This is a genomic window from Streptomyces sp. NPDC054872, assembly GCF_053610705.1.
Map to the genome: position 1 here is coordinate 249,678 of NZ_JBSGYY010000008.1, position 17,596 is coordinate 267,273.

11 protein-coding genes and 1 riboswitch are annotated in these 17,596 nt (G+C 71.2%); of the genes, 5 read left to right on the forward strand and 6 right to left on the reverse strand.

Annotation, left to right across the window (positions count from 1 at the left end; translation table 11 throughout):
- Positions 1-22: 22 nt before the first annotated feature.
- The 4 genes from ACWGIH_RS13065 to ACWGIH_RS13080 form a co-directional block, all read right to left on the reverse strand.
- On the reverse strand, positions 23-1,018 hold the full coding sequence (locus tag ACWGIH_RS13065) for a hypothetical protein (protein ID WP_453452422.1): 996 nt from the start codon (positions 1,016-1,018) through the stop codon (positions 23-25).
- Positions 1,019-1,173: 155 nt separating this feature from the next.
- Positions 1,174-2,325, reverse strand: coding sequence for a VWA domain-containing protein (locus tag ACWGIH_RS13070; RefSeq protein ID WP_453452431.1), 1,152 nt, complete (start codon positions 2,323-2,325; stop codon positions 1,174-1,176).
- Positions 2,326-2,576: 251 nt separating this feature from the next.
- The gene (locus ACWGIH_RS13075; protein WP_453452423.1) at positions 2,577-5,054 is read right to left on the reverse strand and encodes a DUF5682 family protein; all 2,478 of its coding nucleotides are present in this window, start codon (positions 5,052-5,054) and stop codon (positions 2,577-2,579) included.
- 75 nt (positions 5,055-5,129) lie between these two features.
- Entirely contained in the window at positions 5,130-6,308 is a 1,179-nt protein-coding gene (locus ACWGIH_RS13080; protein WP_453452424.1) for an ATP-binding protein, read from the reverse strand.
- Between the two features lie 155 nt (positions 6,309-6,463).
- Here ACWGIH_RS13080 and ACWGIH_RS13085 point away from each other — a divergent pair, with 155 nt between their 5' ends.
- Together ACWGIH_RS13085 and ACWGIH_RS13090 are read left to right on the forward strand one after the other, a co-directional pair.
- On the forward strand, positions 6,464-7,846 hold the full coding sequence (locus ACWGIH_RS13085) for an SWIM zinc finger family protein (protein WP_453452425.1): 1,383 nt from the start codon (positions 6,464-6,466) through the stop codon (positions 7,844-7,846).
- Between the two features lie 192 nt (positions 7,847-8,038).
- Entirely contained in the window at positions 8,039-9,715 is a 1,677-nt protein-coding gene (locus tag ACWGIH_RS13090) for a DUF5691 domain-containing protein (RefSeq protein WP_453452426.1), read from the forward strand.
- A 128-nt stretch (positions 9,716-9,843) separates the two neighbouring features.
- On the opposite strand, the gene ACWGIH_RS13095 is transcribed toward ACWGIH_RS13090, so the two are convergent.
- Positions 9,844-10,260 (reverse strand): cobalamin B12-binding domain-containing protein, encoded by a 417-nt coding sequence (locus tag ACWGIH_RS13095; protein ID WP_160506729.1) that lies wholly within the window; start codon positions 10,258-10,260, stop codon positions 9,844-9,846.
- 404 nt (positions 10,261-10,664) lie between these two features.
- On the opposite strand from ACWGIH_RS13095, the gene ACWGIH_RS13100 reads away from it, so the two are divergent.
- Entirely contained in the window at positions 10,665-11,519 is an 855-nt protein-coding gene (locus ACWGIH_RS13100) for an esterase/lipase family protein (RefSeq protein WP_453452427.1), read from the forward strand.
- A 207-nt stretch (positions 11,520-11,726) separates the two neighbouring features.
- On the forward strand, positions 11,727-13,373 hold the full coding sequence (locus ACWGIH_RS13105) for a M23 family metallopeptidase (protein WP_453452428.1): 1,647 nt from the start codon (positions 11,727-11,729) through the stop codon (positions 13,371-13,373).
- A gap of 21 nt (positions 13,374-13,394) precedes the next feature.
- On the opposite strand, the gene pcrA is transcribed toward ACWGIH_RS13105, so the two are convergent.
- A complete protein-coding gene (gene pcrA, locus ACWGIH_RS13110; protein WP_453452429.1) occupies positions 13,395-15,923 on the reverse strand; it encodes a DNA helicase PcrA in 2,529 nt (842 codons plus the stop codon).
- A 243-nt stretch (positions 15,924-16,166) separates the two neighbouring features.
- Positions 16,167-16,323: riboswitch (cyclic di-AMP (ydaO/yuaA leader) on the forward strand.
- An 8-nt stretch (positions 16,324-16,331) separates the two neighbouring features.
- Between pcrA and ACWGIH_RS13115 the strand changes: the two genes are divergently transcribed.
- A complete protein-coding gene (locus ACWGIH_RS13115) occupies positions 16,332-17,534 on the forward strand; it encodes an NlpC/P60 family protein (protein ID WP_453452430.1) in 1,203 nt (400 codons plus the stop codon).
- Positions 17,535-17,596: the final 62 nt, after the last annotated feature.

The following is a 17,596-nucleotide window of genomic DNA, read 5'->3' on the forward strand; positions in this document are numbered from 1 at the left end:
TCTTCGCGGGGAAAGGGCTGCCCTAGCCAGGGAATTCGGGAATGTCCCGGTGTCGTTCGCGGACCGGCGCGGAAACCTGAGCGGCTTCGACGCCCCGCAGAAGCCGCACGGGCGCACGGCTGTCGGAGGAGGCGGCACAGGGATCACCGTGCCGCGTCGAACTGCCGTCACCGGCCGACTGCCCGCCCAGCGTCCGCGCGGGATCACCGGGCACGGACGGGAACGGTTCCTGCCCGGTTCGGTTCGCGTCACCCGGACCGACGTCACTCACCTGCTGACCGGCCAGGTACGCCTCGCCGGTAGCGGCGAACGTGAGGGTGCGAACACGGTCGCCTGTTCCGTACGAGGACTCGGCGGCCCGCGCCTCGTGCCTCCCGGAAGCCGCCGCCTCGCCCTGCCCGGCATGGGGTGACCGGAGCTCGTCGCCGCCTTCGCCCTCGCCCGCACCGGGGCCAGGGCCGGGCTGCGGCAGCTCAGGCATGCCGGGAACGCCGGGCGCTCCGGGGACGCCGGGCATGCCGGAGAAGTCCGGGGCTTCGGGAAGGACCCGCTGCGGCGCGCCCTCGACGATGCCGCTGACCCCGCCCACGACCGGCCGCACAACACCTCGCGCGGTCCGCACAACGGGCTCGGCGGCATCGACCACAGGCTCGGCCACGGACTCGGACTCGGCGGCGGACTCGGCCACGGACTCAGCAGCGGACTCGACCGCGGCATGACGCACAGCGGCATGACGCACAGCGGCATGACGCACGGCGTCGCGCCCGTCCCGCGCGGCCTCGGCCACCCGCTCCCGCACCGGTTCCGCAGACTGTGCTGGTTCCGCCGACCGCACCGACTCCACACGTTCCGGAGCCGGCACACCGCCCACGTCCGCCGCCTGCGCACGCTCGCCCCAGATGAACCCCAGCGCGAGCAACCCGGCCAGCAACAGCACCACTTGCAGCGCACGCCGCCCGGCCACGGCGCGCGTCATGCGCACAGCGGCATCGGGCGGAACGACTGCTGCGGGAGTCAAGACGAGGGGGTTCCTCTGCTGGGCCGGGGGTTCCCGGGTCACTGGGTGGTGGGGTCCCGGACGCTGGGCCGGGCGGGCCCGAAGCACGACGCTCGCTCCGGGAGTGAAGCCCGCCGATCCTCGCACGGGCTGACCGCCCTCGCGCAAGCCCCCTGTTACCGATGCGTATTCATGTCCGGTATGGGCAGCGGGCGCTTCTCGATCGCCGCTGCCATCACCTCCGGGAAAAGGTCGGGGGTGCAGGCGAAGGCCGGTGCGTCCATCGCCGCGAGGGCCGCCGCGTGCTCACGGTCGTACGCGGGTGTCCCCTCGTCGGAGAGCGCGAGCAGCGTCACGAACTGCACACCGGACGCCTTCATCGCCGCGACCCGCTTCAGCATCTCGTTGCGTATGCCTCCTTCGTAGAGGTCGCTGATGAGGACGACGATGGTGTCCGCGGGCCGGGTGATCTGCGACTGGCAGTACGCGAGCGCCCGGTTGATGTCGGTGCCGCCCCCCAACTGCGTGCCGAACAGGACGTCCACCGGATCGTCGAGCTGGTCGGTCAGATCGACGACGTTCGTGTCGAAGACGACGAGCCGGGTGTCGAGCGACCGCATCGAACCGAGCACGGCGCCGAACACCGAGGCGTAGACGACGGACGCGGCCATCGAGCCGGACTGGTCGATGCAGAGGATGACCTCCTTCTTCACGGACTGCGCTGCCCGTCCGTACCCGATGAGGCGCTCGGGCACGATCGTCTTGTACTCCGGCAGGTAGTTCTTGAGGTTGGCCGCGATCGTGCGGTTCCAGTCGATGTCGTGGTGGCGCGGCCTGCTGACCCGGGCGCTGCGGTCGAGCGCGCCGGTGAGGGTGGCGCGGGTGCGCGTGGCGAGCCGCTTCTCGAGGTCCTCGACCACCTTGCGCACGACGGCCCGCGCGGTCTCCTTGGTGGTTTCCGGCATGGCCTTGTTGAGGGAGAGAAGGGTGCCCACCAGGTGTACGTCGGCTTCCACGGCCTCCAGCATCTCGGGCTCAAGGAGCAGCGTCGACAGGCCGAGGCGCTCGATCGCGTCGCGCTGCATCACCTGGACGACGGACGTGGGGAAGTACTTCCGGATGTCCCCGAGCCAACGCGACACGGACGGCGCGGAGGCCCCCAGCCCCGCCGAACGGTCCCGCGACCGCTCCTTCTTCCCCCCTCCGTCCCTGCCCTCTCCCCCGTACAACGCACCGAGCGCCCCGTCCATCGCCGCGTCCCGCCCGGCGAGCTCACACCCCGTCCCCTCGCCCTCGCCACCGCCCAGCACAAGCCGCCACCGCCGCATCCGCTCCTTTGCCGCATCCCCGCCCTGACCGCCCACATCCACCGCCGAGTCACCCCTCACCGCGCCAACTCCCGCCCCCGGGCCCACCACAGCGCCCCCACCCTGAACCACCGCACCCTGCGCACCTCGAACCCCCGCACCCCGCGCACCTCGCCCCGCCGCATCTCCCCCATCTTGAGTTGCCGCACCTCCCGCGCCCCCAGCCGCCCTTGCCTCGGCGCCCCGCGCCCTGCCCTGCGCGAAGTCCCGCATCATCGGCTCACCCCCACAAGTTCGTTCCCGTCGTTGGCCCCAGGCCCGCCCTCCTCGGACCCGCTCTCCGTATCGGTCCCGCTCTCCGCCCCGGACCCGATCCCGACCCCCAGCAACAGACTCAGCACCGGCAGAACCGCGTCCGCCCGCTCCCCGTCGAGCTTCGTCCCGAAGCCAGGTATCCCACCGGTGACGGTCGCGCCGCCGCCCGCCGCCGAGCCTCGCCGGACCAGTTCGCCCAACGTCCGCCGCACTCCCGGTTCGTACGCCGAGAACGTGCGCCGCAGCAGGGGGAGTACGTCGGTGAAGGCGCTGTCGGAGACCCCGGTCAGCCAGTCGTCGACGAGCCCGAGCAGCCGCTCGTCGTGCACGAGCAACATGCCGCCCCCCGAGCCACCGCCCACGAACCCCTCGATCCAGGCCGCGGATTCAGCGGGTTCGGTTCCCCGTGACAGGGCGAGCCCCATGAACCGGGCGGTCTCCTCCTCGGCCAGTTCCCCGCTGTCCGTCAGGATCCGCACACACCGCCCACGGACCACCCCCGCAACGCTGTCCCGCTCCCCCAGCACCCGCAGCACGGAGGACCAACGCCCCCGCATACCGGCTCCCGGCGGAGACAGCCGCGGCCCCGATTCCCCCTCTCCCGCCCTGTCTTCGCCCAGTTCCCCCAGCAGGCCCACCGCCTGGTGAACGGCGTCCACATGCCCCCGCATCTCGAGCGCCGCGTCCCCGTCGAGCCCCGCACACGCCGGAGGCAGCCCGACGAACACCCGCTCGGCGAGGCCCACGGCCACCTCACCGAGGGCAACGGTGTCCGTGCCCCGCACGTCCCCGTACCGAAGGGACCGCACCAACGCGGGCAACGCCTGCGCCAGGTGTCCGACATCCGCGTCCAACGCCGCCCGGTCCGCGAGAACCCGCATCACCACAGGCAGTGCGTCCGGCAACTCGGCCAGCAGACACCGCTCGGCCAGTGCGGTGACATCGGACAGCGCCCTGGCCCCGACGGCATCGGACTCCGCCCGCGCGGTGGCCGCCGCCATCACGGTCGTCCCCCAGACCCCCGCCTCCGCCACCCGCACGGAAAGCTCCGGCTCCCACCGCAGCCGCCACGTCTCCCGGAACGTGCCCGTACTCCCCCGCGACTCCACTGGCTCGCCCCAGCCGATACCGAGCAGCCGCAGGCGATGCAGCAGCCTGCTGCGTGCCGCGTCCGTGTCCTTGCGCAGGTCGAGCTCCACCTCCCGCTCGAGCGCCTCGGGCTTGAGCCGGAGCTTTCGCTGGAGCCGCGTGAGGTCCCGCTGCAACGGCACCGCCGGCGCGGAGTCCGGCACCTCCCCCAGGACATCCCCGACGACGAGCTTGTCGTGCACGAGGGAGAGCGGCACGTCCGACCCCTCGCACATCACCGCCCGGATCGCGTCCGTCGTCTCGGTGAGGCCCGGCAGCGGACGCCCCCGCATCACCGCGAGCGTGTCCGCGAGCCGCACCGCCTCGATGACATGCGCGGACGACACCATCCTGTCCTCGTCCCGGAGGAGCCGCGCGACCTTGGTCAGCCAGCGCTCGACGGGCCGGTCGGGCGCGCCGAACAGATGCCCGTACCAACCCGGCGACGCGATCCCCGCGCCGTATCCGCTGTCCCGGGAGAGGCGGCGGTGCGTCCAGGGCACCCAGGTCATGTCGACCTTCACCTTCGGCAGACCCTTGAGCAGCGCCCGGTCGGCCGCGACCGTCACCTTCTGCCGCAGTGCGGGCACGTGCCAGGCCCCGCACACGACCGCGACCTCGTCCGCCCCGAAATCCCGCTGTGCCGAGCGCAGTTGGATGCGCATGTACGCCTCACGCACCGGGTCACGCTCGTGCCCGCCCGTCCCGTACTCCTCACGCAGCGCCCCCATGGCCTCGCCGAGGGCCTCGAACGGCGCGAAGGCGTCCCCGCCTCCGTCCCGGTGCTCGACGACGTCCTCCCACCACCGCTCCGGATCGTCGTACCCGGCGGTCTCGGCGAGCACCGCCAGCGGATCGATCCGCACCGCGGTCACCTCCGCGTCCCCAGCGGCCCCGGGTTCGCCCGGCTCCCCCTCCGCGGCGTCCTGAGCCCCCTCCGTCCCCTCGGCCCGCGCCAGCGAATGCGCTGCCGGAAGATCCATGAACCGGACCGGAACCCCCGCCTCCGCGGCCCACTTGATCGCGACCCACTCCGGTGAGAACTCCGCCAGCGGCCAGAACGCCGAGCGGCCCGGCTTGTCCACCACATGCGCGAGCAGCGCGACCGGCGGCCGCATCCCCTCGTCCGCCGCGAGCGCCACGAGCTCGTCGGCTTCCGGCGGGCCCTCGATCAGCACCACACGCGGCGTGCCCGCCTCAAGCGCGGCCCGCACCGCACGCGCCGAACCCGGCCCGTGATGCCTCACTCCCAGCAGCAAGGGCCCCTCGCCAGCCCGTGTCGTCGCTTCCCGCACCTCGCCGCTCATGTCCGCTCCTCCCCGTCACCCGCGAACCAACCACCGTCACGCCCACACCAACGTCCACACCCACGCCCCCATTCGTCACGCACTCACCTCACGGCAGGCGCGGTAGAAGTCCTTCCACCCGTCGCGCTCACGGACCACCGCCTCCAGGTACTCCTGCCAGATCACCCGGTCCGCCGCCGGGTCGCGGACGACCGCGCCGAGAATGCCCGCGGCGACGTCGCCCGGCCGCAGCACGCCGTCCCCGAAGTGGGCGGCCAGGGCAAGGCCGTTGGTCACCACGGAGATCGCCTCGGCCGTCGAGAGCGTGCCGCTCGGTGACTTCACCTTCGTACGCCCGTCGGCCGTCACCCCGTCCCGCAGCTCGCGGAAGACGGTCACGACGCGGCGTATCTCGTCGATCCCCTCGGGCCCGGACGGCAGGTCGAGCGAGCGTCCGATCTGGTCGACGCGCCGCGAGACGATCTCGACCTCGGCCTCGGCGGTCTCGGGAAGCGGAAGGACCACCGTGTTGAAGCGGCGGCGCAGCGCGCTCGACAGGTCGTTGACCCCGCGGTCGCGGTTGTTGGCCGTGGCGATGAGGTTGAAGCCGCGTACGGCCTGCACCTCTTGGCCCAACTCCGGTATGGGAAGGGTCTTTTCCGACAGGATCGTGATCAGCGTGTCCTGTACGTCCGCGGGGATGCGGGTCAGCTCCTCGATCCGCGCCGTCATGCCGTCGGACATGGCCCGCATGACGGGACTCGGTACGAGCGCGTCGCGGCTGGGGCCGTGCGCGAGCAGCTGCGCGTAGTTCCAGCCGTACCGGATCGCCTCCTCCGGCGTGCCGGCCGTGCCCTGTACGAGCAGCGTCGAGTCTCCGCTGACGGCGGCCGCCAGATGCTCGGACACCCATGTCTTCGCGGTGCCGGGCACGCCGAGCAGGAGCAGGGCGCGGTCCGTGGCGAGGGTGGTGACGGCGACCTCGACGATGCGGCGCGGCCCCACGTACTTCGGCGAGATCACCGTCCCGTCGGGCAGCGTGCCACCGAGCAGATACGTCGCGACCGCCCACGGCGAGAGCCGCCAGCGGGCAGGCCTCGGCCGGTCGTCCTGCGCGACGAGCGCGGCCAGTTCGGCGGCGAACGCCTGCTCGGCGTGCGGCCGCAGCGCCTCCGCGTCCCCCGCGGGCGAGGCCGTGGGAACAGCGGATGCGGCGATCGTGGACGCGGGCTGGTTCTCGGTCGACGAGGTCGTCGAGTCGACGGACACGGTCATGGAGCGATCCCCCCTCCAACTCGTCCGGGCACATCTGGCCCGGATGTGGTTCCACCGTGCACCACGCCACTGACAATCGACCCTCGCACGCCGCTGACCTGCACAGACTCCGAGCGCGGGGTCGATTGTCAGTGGCGGGATCTACCTTCGATGACATGACTCAGCAGGGGGTGCGCTGGACGGCGGATCAGGTGCTGGCACTGGCGCCTGACGCCCCGTCACGCAAGGCGGGAAGCAAACTCGGCGTTGCCGGCCCATGGTCGGAGGCGGGCAGTTCGGGCGAGGGGGCGGTGTGGGGACTGTGCAAGGGCAGTGGCAGCAAGCCGTATCAGACGGTCGTCGACATCGCGGACATCACCGGCGCCGCGGGCCCGGCATACAAGTGCAGTTGCCCGAGCCGCAAGTTCCCGTGCAAACACGCGCTCGGGCTGCTGCTGCTCTGGTCGGGCGAGGACGGGGCGGTCGGAGCGGTGCCGGACGCGCAGCCGCCGGGGTGGGCCGAGGAGTGGCTGGCGGGGCGCCGTAAGAGAGCGGAGACGAAGCGGGCCCCGGACACCGGGGCGGGCTCGCCGGTCGCCGATCCCGAGGGCGCACGCCGCCGGGCGGAGCGCCGGGCCGAGCGGGTCACGGCGGGGGTGACGGAGCTGGAACAGCGCCTCTCCGATCTGCTGCGAGGCGGCATAGCCGCCGCCGAGCAGACGGGTTACGGCCTGTGGGAGGAGACGGCCGCCCGCATGGTGGACGCCCAGGCGCCCGGACTGGCGGCCCGTGTGCGGGAGTTGGGTGCCATTCCGTCCTCGGGCCCCGGCTGGCCGGTGCGGATGCTGGAGGAGTGCGCGCTCCTGCACCTCCTCGACCAGGGCTGGCTGCACCGCGAGCGACTGCCGGAGGCACTGGCGGCCACGGTCCGTTCCCGCGTCGGTCTGCCCACACCGGCGCAGGGCACGTCGGCGCGGGACCAGTGGCTGGTGCTCGCGCAGTACGACACGGCGGACAGCAAGCTCACCACCCGCCGGATATGGCTGTACGGCACGGAGTCCGGACGAACGGCCCTGCTCCTCTCGTACGGAGCCGCCGGTCGCGCACCGGCACTCGCGCTGCCGGTGGGTCTCGCGCTGGACGCCGAACTGACCTCGTATCCGGGCGCCGGGCAGTTGCGGGCCGAACTGGGTGAGCAGTTCGGTGCCCCCGCGCCGACTGCCGTCCGGCCACCGGGCGTGCAAACGGAACAGGCCGCGCGCCGCTACGGGGAAATGCTGCGGGACGACCCCTGGCTGGATTCCTGGCCGGTGACGCTGAGCGACGTCATACCGACCCCTCACCCGGGGCCGGCGTCCGGCAGCTGGCAACTGGTGGATGCGGAAGGCGACATGGCGCTGCCCATCACGCCGTCCGCGGCATCCCGAGCCGGCCTGTGGCGGCTGGTGGCACTTTCCGGAGGCGCTCCGGTGACGGTCTTCGGCGAGTGTGGTCATGAGGGCTTCACCCCTCTGACTGCCTGGCCGCGCGGAGCGGGAGAGGCAGTCGCCCTGCGCTGACCGCTCCGGCAGATCCGGGGCCCGGCAGATCCAAGGCAGCACCACCGGACGAAGACCCGACCAACCCGAAAGCCCGGAAAACCAGAAGGACGCGGAACCGCAGAACACGCGGAAGACGCGGAAGTCCCGAAGGCCCGTAGAGATCCGAAAGATCGAGAAGACCCGAGAGTCCCGCCCGGGTGAGGAGTCCACATGACCGGCACCACCGCACTCACCGAAGCGACCGCCACCCCCTGGGAGGGCCTGGTCACCGCCGCGCTCCTCGGCACCGACCGCCGCACATTCCCCGTACGCGCCCAGGACAAGGACGCACCGTCCGCCCTGTTGGACGCCGCCGCGGTACAGACCGTGCGGCGCAGAGCCGGGCTGTCCCCCGCGCCCGCGGCCACCCCTCCCGAGCCTGCCGCGGACGACCCGAGGCCCGTGGTGCCGCCCTCGGCGCGGCGCAGGCTCGCCACTCTTCTCACCGATCACCCCGGAGCGGGCGGCGGCGGGCGCCGGGGCGCTGTGCCCGACCTGATGGAACTGCTGCCCCAGTGGCTGGCGCTGGCCAACGACCGCGGCTTCGCGGCGCCGCCCGAGCTGCTTCCCGCCCTCCTGAACGCGGCCCGCGGGCGCACCGACCTCCGACCGCAGGCCCTCGCCTTCGCGGGCCCGCGGGCTCTGTGGCTCGCCCGGCTCAACCCTGACTGGAAGTTCGCGCTCCGCTCGACTCCGGGCGGCGGTGTGGCACTGCCCGCCCCGGAGGAGACAGCGCAGGTCCAACAGCTTTGGGAAGAGGGCCTGTTCGCCGAGCGCGTCGCTCTGCTCGGCGCCGTGCGGGCGCACGACCCGGCCGCCGCACGGGACCTGCTCGCCTCCACCTGGAGCACGGAGCGTGCGGAGGACCGCCTGATGTTCCTCGACTCCCTGCGCACCCATCTGCACGACGCTGACGAGCCGTTCCTGGAACAGGCCCTCACCGACCGCAGCCGCAACGTCCGCGCCACCGCGGCCGAGCTCCTCTCCGCGCTCCCCTCGTCGGCTCTCGCCGCGCGGATGGCGGACCGGGCGGCCTCCTGCGTGGCCATAGACCATGCGCAGGGCACGAAGAACCTGCCGACGCTCACCGTCGAGTCACCGCACGAGTGCGACGCGGGCATGGAGCGCGACGGCGTCACCCCGAAGCCTCCGGCCGGCCGGGGCGAACGCTCCTGGTGGCTCGGCCAGTTGGTGGAGGCGGCTCCGCTCGGCATCTGGCAGGAACGGCTCGGCAATCGTTCCCCCGCTGAGATCGTGGCGCTCCCCGTGGCCGACGACTGGCAGAGCGAGCTGCACGCCGCGTGGTGCCGCGCGGCCGTGCGGCAGCGCGACGCGGTCTGGTCCCGGGCACTGCTCGGGGCCCCCTCGTCCCCCGACGCGGCGGGGCCCGGCGCGGCGTCGCTCGCCGAGCGCGCGAAGCTCCTCGCCGCGTTGCCGGCCGGGGAGCGGGCCGACTGGGTCGCCGGGTTCATCGCGACGCACGGCCTCTCGGAGGCGTTCCAGCTGCTGGGCGTGTGCGCGCTGCCCTGGTCGGAGCCGCTGGGCCGGGCAGTGGTGGACGCGCTGAACATCGCACGCGACGCCGGGAGTTATCCCTGGAGCTTCAGCGGGGTGATGGGTCTGGCGGAGCGCTGCCTCGACCCGGCGGAGGCGGTCCGGCTCGACGTACTGACGGCGATACCGGACGAGCCGGAGGACGCGTCGCCCGGCGCGGGCGGCTACTGGTCGGAGGCTTTCCAGCGGCTGGTCAGTACGTTGCGTCTACGCGCGGCGATGCGGGAGGAGCTGGGCGCGGAGCCGGTCAGGAAGGGCGCGGCGACGGAAGATCCGGGGGTGCCGTCATCTTAGGCACCCCCCTTACGAGGCCGGGCCATGGATCGATCGACAGGCCCAGGCAGCCGCTGGCCCCTGCCCACGCCCCCGCGAAGGAGCGAGGGCGGCGACCGGACGATCCCAGCATCCCGACACGGGGGCCGTCAGGCGCCCGCCGGCTGACGGACGTTCGCCCGGACCCAGTCCACGATCGAAGCCGTCGTGGCGCCGGGAGTGAAGATCTCCGCGACACCCTTCTCCTTGAGCGGCGCGATGTCCGCCTCGGGGATGATGCCGCCGCCGAACACCTTGATGTCCTCCGCGTCGCGCTCCTTGAGGAGCTCGATCACGCGGGCGAAAAGCGTGTTGTGGGCGCCGGAGAGGATGGACAGACCGATCGCGTCGGCGTCCTCCTGGATCGCGGTGTCCACGACCTGCTCGGGCGTCTGATGCAGGCCGGTGTAGATGACCTCCATACCCGCGTCACGCAGTGCCCTCGCGATCACCTTGGCTCCGCGATCATGACCGTCGAGACCCGGTTTGGCCACCACCACGCGGATCGGACCGGCTGCCACACCCATCACTGCCTCCATGTACCGATATCCATCTGTCCAAGCACTGGCACCCCGTGCCGCACCGGCCGGGGAAGTGAACGAACGTTATCTCCAGCATCTCGCACCCGGCAGTTTCACGGTGGTGAGCGAGGGGGAAATCACACGAAGGGACACGTTCGCTGCGCGCCACTCCCGTATCCAGCGGCTTTGGGACCGCCCGCGGGACGGCGCAAGGGGAGCCGCAACGAGGTCGCCGTGCCACCGCGCCGTCCGCCGCGCGCCGTGGTGATGCGGCGCATCGGCGATCGCGCCGGTACAGAGTGCGCCGCCGGTGCTGACCACGCACCGCCGCACGACCTCCGCCACGCCTCCCCACTACGGGCACACGGGGGTCAGAGCCGTCCCCCGGCGTGCCGACCGGGAGGTCGACCATGACCATCACGAGGGTCCTGCCCTTTCGTCCGCCCTGCTCTCTGCTGCCCGCCAGACTGGCGGGGCTCTCCATCGCCCTGCTGAAGGCGACCGCGTTGGAGGTGGCGATCCTCGCCGGCCACCTCCTCCTCTACCCGTCGGGCATCGCGCAGGAACGCAGGATCGCCGCCGAACTGCCGCCTCCCGACGCCCCCCGGCTCCCCACGGAGAGCCGGCCGCCGGTCGTCCTCCTGCACGGCTTCATCGACAACCGCTCGGTCTTCGTCCTCCTGCGCCGCTCCCTTGCCCAGCACGGCGGCCAGCACGTGGAATCCCTCAACTACTCCCCTCTCACCTGCGACATCCGCACCGCCGCCGAGCTGCTCGGCCGCCACATAGAGGAGATCTGCGAACGCACGGGCCACCACCAGGTGGACATCGTCGGGCACAGTCTCGGCGGCCTGATAGCCCGCTATTACGCGCAGCGTCTGGGCGGCGACGAGCGCGTCCGCACGCTGGTCACCCTCGGTACCCCGCACGAGGGGACGCGGGTCGTGCCGCTCGCCGACGCGCACCCGATCGTGCGCCAGATGCGTCCCGGATCAGACGTGATCGAGGAGCTGCGGGAGCCCGCTCCGGGTTGCCGGACCCGTTTTGTGAGCTTCTGGAGCGATCTGGACCAGCTGATGGCCCCGCTCGAGTCGGCCTGCGTCAACCACCCCGACCTGATCGCCCAGAACGTACGTGTCTCCGGTATCGGTCATCTCGCCCTGCCGGTCCACCCCGCGGTCGCCTCCGGAATCCGCCAGGCCCTCGATCTGCCTGCTCCGGGGACCTCCGCAAAGGGTGCCGAGAACGGACTCACCGTGGCCTGAGGAGCAGCTCGCGCACCCCGCGGCGAGGAAAATTTGTCGAACGGAGCTCGAACGCAGGGCCAAAGCTGTGCCCGCCGTCCGCCGAAAGACGGCCGAATGCCCGTTTCCTGAGAGCACGAAACCTGCCGAAGATTGTCGCGCCCGCATACCGCCGGGTACAGTCACCGCACTGCTCTGCCCCCTGCTGCCGAGGCGAAAGAGAAGTTGGTGAACGACCGTCACCCGTCGGGGAGCTCGACACCCCCGGCCTCGGCACCCGCCGACCATGCGCCCTACGCGGCGTATGACCCGCAGAGCACCCAGCACGGCGCCTACCCCGGTTACGACAGCTACTCCACCGGAAGCTTCGACACCACAGGCAGCTATGCGACGGCCGGTCACGACACCGGAAGCTTTGCGTCCGACCCGCTCTTCGGCGACATGCCCGGCAGTTCGTACGACACCGGCCAGTGGTCCACCACGGGGACCCAACAGACGCTGAACCACGACCCGTACGCCGCGCAGCACCAAGCCGCGTACGACACCAGTGGGTTCGAGACCGGTGGCTACGACACCGGCGGTTACGACACCGGCGCCCTGTGGTCGACCGGCGGCCATCAGCAGCTCTCCGCCGAAATCCCGACGCAGCAACCGGGCCCCGACGCCACGGGCCAGTGGGACGCGGGCGCCTGGGACCAGCCGCAGCAGACCGGCCAGTGGGAAACCCAGGCCTTCGACACCGGCGCCTACGACGCGACCGCGTGGAATTCCGCCGGCCAGGACATGACGTACGGGGCCACCGCCACGCACGAGGCGTACGGCAGCACCCCCGAGACACTTGAGGCGCACGAGGCACTCGGCACCTACGAGGCCCAGGACACGCCCGGAGCGCCCGACACGTACGAGGCCCCCGAACCGTACGAGCATTCGCCTTACGACACCGGGTCCTACGCAACCGCTTCGTACGACTCCGGCCCGCACTCCCCCGACGTTTACGCACAACCGGTCCCCGCCGAGCACGAGTTCACGCCCGACGAAGCTCCCGCCGATTCACTCGGTCCGGTCGAGCCGACCCGCAGGGCTTCCGCAGGTGACGCAGAGCCTCCGCTCATGGACCGTTCGCACGGCTCCCGTTCCCGGGCCCGCCGCCGCTCCCCCGCCAAGCGCTCCGCGCTCTTCACCGTCGCCGTGCCGTCCGCCTGTGTGATGGGCGTCGCGGGTATCGCCGCCGCGTCCGTGGGCGACTTCGGCGGCGACGACGGCAAGGAGACGCAGGCGGCAACGGCCCCGGACCCCGCGTCGGTGCAGCCCTCCGCCGCCAACAACAAGCTCGACACGCAGCTGGCGAACCTCTCGGCGGACGCCGGTGACTTCGCCGACCGCGCGAGCCGCACCCAGGAGCGCATCGACCTCAAGGCGGAGAAGGTCGCCGCCGAGAAGAAAGCCGCAGAGGAAGCCGCGCGCAAGGAGCGCCTGCGCCCGAAGTTCTCACTGCCGGTGAAACAGCACGGTCTGAGCGCGTACTACGGCCAGGCCGGCGTCAACTGGATGTCCGCGCACTCCGGAATCGACTTCCCGGTGTCGTACGGCACCGAGGTGCTCGCCGCCACCGACGGCACGGTCTCCACGAAGTGGAACAGCGCCTACGGCAACATGGCGATCGTGACCGCCAAGGACGGCACGGAGACGTGGTACTGCCACCTCTCCACGCACAAGATCTCCAGCGGCCCCGTCAAGGCCGGCGACCCCATCGCCTTCTCCGGGAACTCCGGCAACTCCACGGGCCCGCACCTGCACTTCGAGGTGCGTCCGGCGGGCGGCTCGGCCATCGACCCGCTGCCGTGGCTGCGCAGCCACGGCCTCGACCCGACGTAACTCCGGCCGCCCCCGCGGCCCTTAGAGCTTCTCCACCGGTGCGTACCGCAGGAGGAGCCGCTTCGGCTTCGGCTCTCCGAAGTCCACCGTCGCCTCGGCGTTCGCGCCCGTCCCCTTCACTCCGACCACGGTCCCGAGGCCGAACTGGTCGTGCGTGACCCGGTCCCCGACCGCGAGCGCGACCACCGGCTTCTCCGATGCGCGGCGCGTGGCGAAGCCCTGGGCGCCCCCGGTCCTGGATCGGGACGACGACAAGGAGGAGGCGATCCCGGCCGCGGGGCCGGAAGTCGCCGGCGCGCCGACGGAACCCTTCCGCTTCCAGTCCAGGTGGACCTCGGGGATTTCCTCCAGGAAGCGCGAGGGCGGGTTGTACGAGGGCTGTCCCCAGGCGCTGCGCATCGAGGACCGCGTCAGATAGAGCCGCTCACGCGCGCGCGTGATGCCCACATACGCGAGGCGGCGCTCCTCCTCCAACTCCTTGACCTGGCCGAGGGAGCGCATGTGCGGGAAGACGCCGTCCTCCATGCCGGTCAGGAAGACGACCGGGAACTCGAGGCCCTTGGCGGTGTGCAGCGTCATCAGTGTGATGACTCCGGAGCCGTCGTCCTCCTCGTCCGGGATCTGGTCGGAGTCGGCGACGAGGGCGACCCTCTCCAGGAACTCCGAGAGCGTGCCCGACACACCCGTGCCCGCGCCTTCGGCTGCGTCCTCGGCCTCACCGCCGTCTTCACCCTCGCCCTCGGAGGCGGCCGCACCGCTGTCCTGCTCGAACTCCAGGGCGACGGCGGCGAGTTCCTGAAGGTTCTCGATGCGGGTCTCGTCCTGCGGGTCGGTCGAGGCCTGCAACTCGGCGAGGTACCCGGTCCGTTCGAGCACGGCCTCCAGGACGACGGCGGGCCCCGCGCCGGACTCGACGATGGTCCGCAGCTCCTCCATCAGCACGTTGAAACGCTTGACGGCGTTCGCCGAGCGGGCCGCCATTCCGTACGCCTCGTCGACGCGCTTCAGTGCCTGCGGGAAGGAGATCTTCTCGCGCTGCGAGAGCGCGTCGATCATCGCCTCCGCGCGGTCACCGATGCCCCTCTTGGGCACGTTCAGAATGCGCCGCAGCGGGACGGAGTCCTCCGGGTTGGCGAGCACCCGCAGATACGCGAGGACGTCCCGGACCTCCTTGCGCTCGTAGAAGCGGACGCCGCCGACGACCTTGTACGGCAGGCCGACGCGGATGAAGATCTCTTCGAAGACACGGGACTGCGCGTTCGTCCGGTAGAAGATCGCGACGTCGCCCGCCTTCGCGTCGCCAGCGTCGGTGAGCCGGTCGATCTCGTCGGCGACGAACTGCGCCTCGTCGTGCTCGGTGTCCGCGACGTACCCGGTGATGCCCGCGCCGGCGCCCGCGTTGGTCCACAGGTTCTTGGGGCGGCGGCTTTCGTTGCGCTCGATGACGGCGTTGGCCGCGGTCAGGATCGTCTGCGTGGAGCGGTAGTTCTGCTCCAGGAGGATCGTGGTCGCGTCGGGGTAGTCCTCCTCGAACTGGAGGATGTTGCGGATCGTCGCGCCGCGGAAGGCGTAGATCGACTGGTCCGCGTCACCCACGACACACAGCTCGGCGGGGCCGTCGACATCAGCGCCCTCGCCACCGGAGGGGCCCACCAGCTCGCGCACGAGGGCGTACTGCGCGTGGTTGGTGTCCTGGTACTCGTCGACCATCACGTGGCGGAAGCGGCGGCGGTAGTGCTCGGCGACGTCCGGGAACGCGCGGAACATGTGGACCGTCGTCATGATCAGGTCGTCGAAGTCGAGGGCGTTCGCCTCGCGCAGCCGCGACTGGTACATCGCGTACGCCTGGGCGAGCGTCTTCTCGAAGCCGTCGGCGGCCTGACCTGCGAAGGTCTCCTCGTCGATCAGCTCGTTCTTCAGGTTCGAGATCTTGGCGCTGAAGGACTTCGGCGGGAACTTCTTCGGGTCGATGTCCAGGTCACGGCAGACCAGCGCCATCAGCCGCTTGGAGTCGGCCGCGTCGTAGATCGAGAAGGAGGAGGTGAAGCCGAGCTTCTTCGACTCGCGGCGCAGGATGCGGACGCACGCGCTGTGGAACGTCGACACCCACATCGCGTTGGCCCGCGGCCCCACGAGCTGCTCGACGCGCTCCTTCATCTCGCCCGCGGCCTTGTTCGTGAACGTGATCGCCAGGATCTGCCCCGGGTGCACGTGCCGCTCGGCCAGGAGATACGCGATGCGGTGCGTCAGGACCCGGGTCTTGCCGGAGCCCGCGCCCGCGACGATGAGCAGCGGGGAGTCCGCGTGCACGACGGCCGCGCGCTGGTTCTCGTTCAGCCCGTCGAGCAGGGCCGCCGGGTCGATCACGGGGCGCGGGGCGCCGCCGCGGTAGTGCGCGTCCCGGGGTGCGGGCGCGTCGAACTTCCCGTCGAACAGATCATCCGGAACGGATTCCGGGCCACTGTCCTCGGGCGGCGGCGGGGGCTCCTCCTCGGAAGCCCGTGAGGGCTTGAGGTCCGCCAGGAAGCTGTCATCAAAGAGGCTGCTCATCGCCTCCCGAGTCTAGGCGGCCCCACTGACAACCCGCCCCGGGTTCCGGCCACGTCCACCCGCCTACGCCCCGCCCGCGGATCGTCACGTTCCGCAACGGCACTGTGTGTCCGCGTCAAGAGCTTCGTAAAGTAACGAAAACGTATCGGGCATATCGAACATCAACCTTCACACGGACCACACGAGTTGGCTACCGTGCTCCGCGGGCTGCTCGTACTCCCACCGGCGAACCCCGCCGGGAACGGGTGGCCTCCGCCGAGTTCGATCTCCTCGGAGCCGGGGACCCACCAAGAACTTGGGGTGAATCGGTCCCGTACGCAGTACGGGACTGTAGGGCAACCTTCCGGAACCACCCGCCCGAACCCGACAGCTAACCCGGTAGGCGGTCTACGGAAGGAGTCGCCTCCCTTGGCGTCGCACCGCAAGCCGCGGGCCCGCATCACCGGCCTACGCACCGCCCCGGCCCTCGGCATCACGACGGCAGCCCTCACCTCCGTGGCTCTCCTGTCACAGAGCGCGCAAGCGGCACCGTCGGCACCCCAGAAGCCCAGCCTCGAAGAGGTGCAGAAGAAGGTCGACGACCTGTACCACCAGGCGGGCGTGGCCACCCAGAAGTACAACTCGGTCAAGGAACGCACCGACAAGCAGCGCAAGAAGGTCGACACCCTTCTCGACGATGTGGCCAAGCGCACCGACAAGCTGAACGAGGCCCGCCAGCAGCTGGGCACGTTCGCCGCGGCCCAGTACCGCACCGGCGGCGTCTCCGAGACCGCCACGATGATGCTGGCCGACGACCCGCAGGGGTACTTCGACCAGAACCACCTGTCGGACCGGCTGACCGCACGCCAGAAGAAGGCGGTCGACGACTACCAGACGCAGCAGGCCTCGGCGACGAAGCAGCGCACGAAGGCCGCGAAGAGTCTGGAGACGCTGAGCGACTCGCGGGACGATCTGCGGACGAGCAAGCAGACCGTCCAGAAGAAGCTGGGCGCGGCGCGCACGCTGCTCTCGGAGCTGACGGCCGAGGAGAAGGCGCGGCTCGCGGCGATCGAGAAGAAGAAGGAAGAAGAGGCCAAGCGCAAGGCCGCCGAGCTGGCGCGCAAGCAGGAGGCCGAGGCGGAGGCCAAGCGCAAGGCGGCGGAAGAGGCCGCGGCCAAGGAACGCGAGAAGGAGACCCCGGACTCGGGGACGGGCACCGGCACCGGCACCGGCACGGACGCCGGCACGGGTTCCGGCTCCGGCGACACGGACAGCGGCTATGCGACGAAGGCCGCGAAGGTGATCAACTTCGCCGAGGCCCAGATCGGCAAGCCGTACGTGTGGGGCGCGACCGGGCCCGACTCGTACGACTGCTCCGGGCTCACCCAGGACGCGTGGAAGGCCGCGGGGATCTCCCTGCCGCGTACGACGTGGGACCAGGTGAAGGTCGGCACGACCGTGAAGACGGCCGACGCCAAGCCCGGCGACCTGGTCTTCTTCTACGACGACATCAGCCACGTCGGGATCTACATCGGCGACGGCAAGATGATCCACGCCCCGAAGCCGGGTACGAACGTCCGCGTCGAGTCGATCTACTACATGCCGATCCACAGTGTGGTGCGGCCCGCCTGAGCGCTCGCCGACCGGCCCGCTACGCGCGCGTGGCCCGCATTCCCGGGGGGATGCGGGCCACG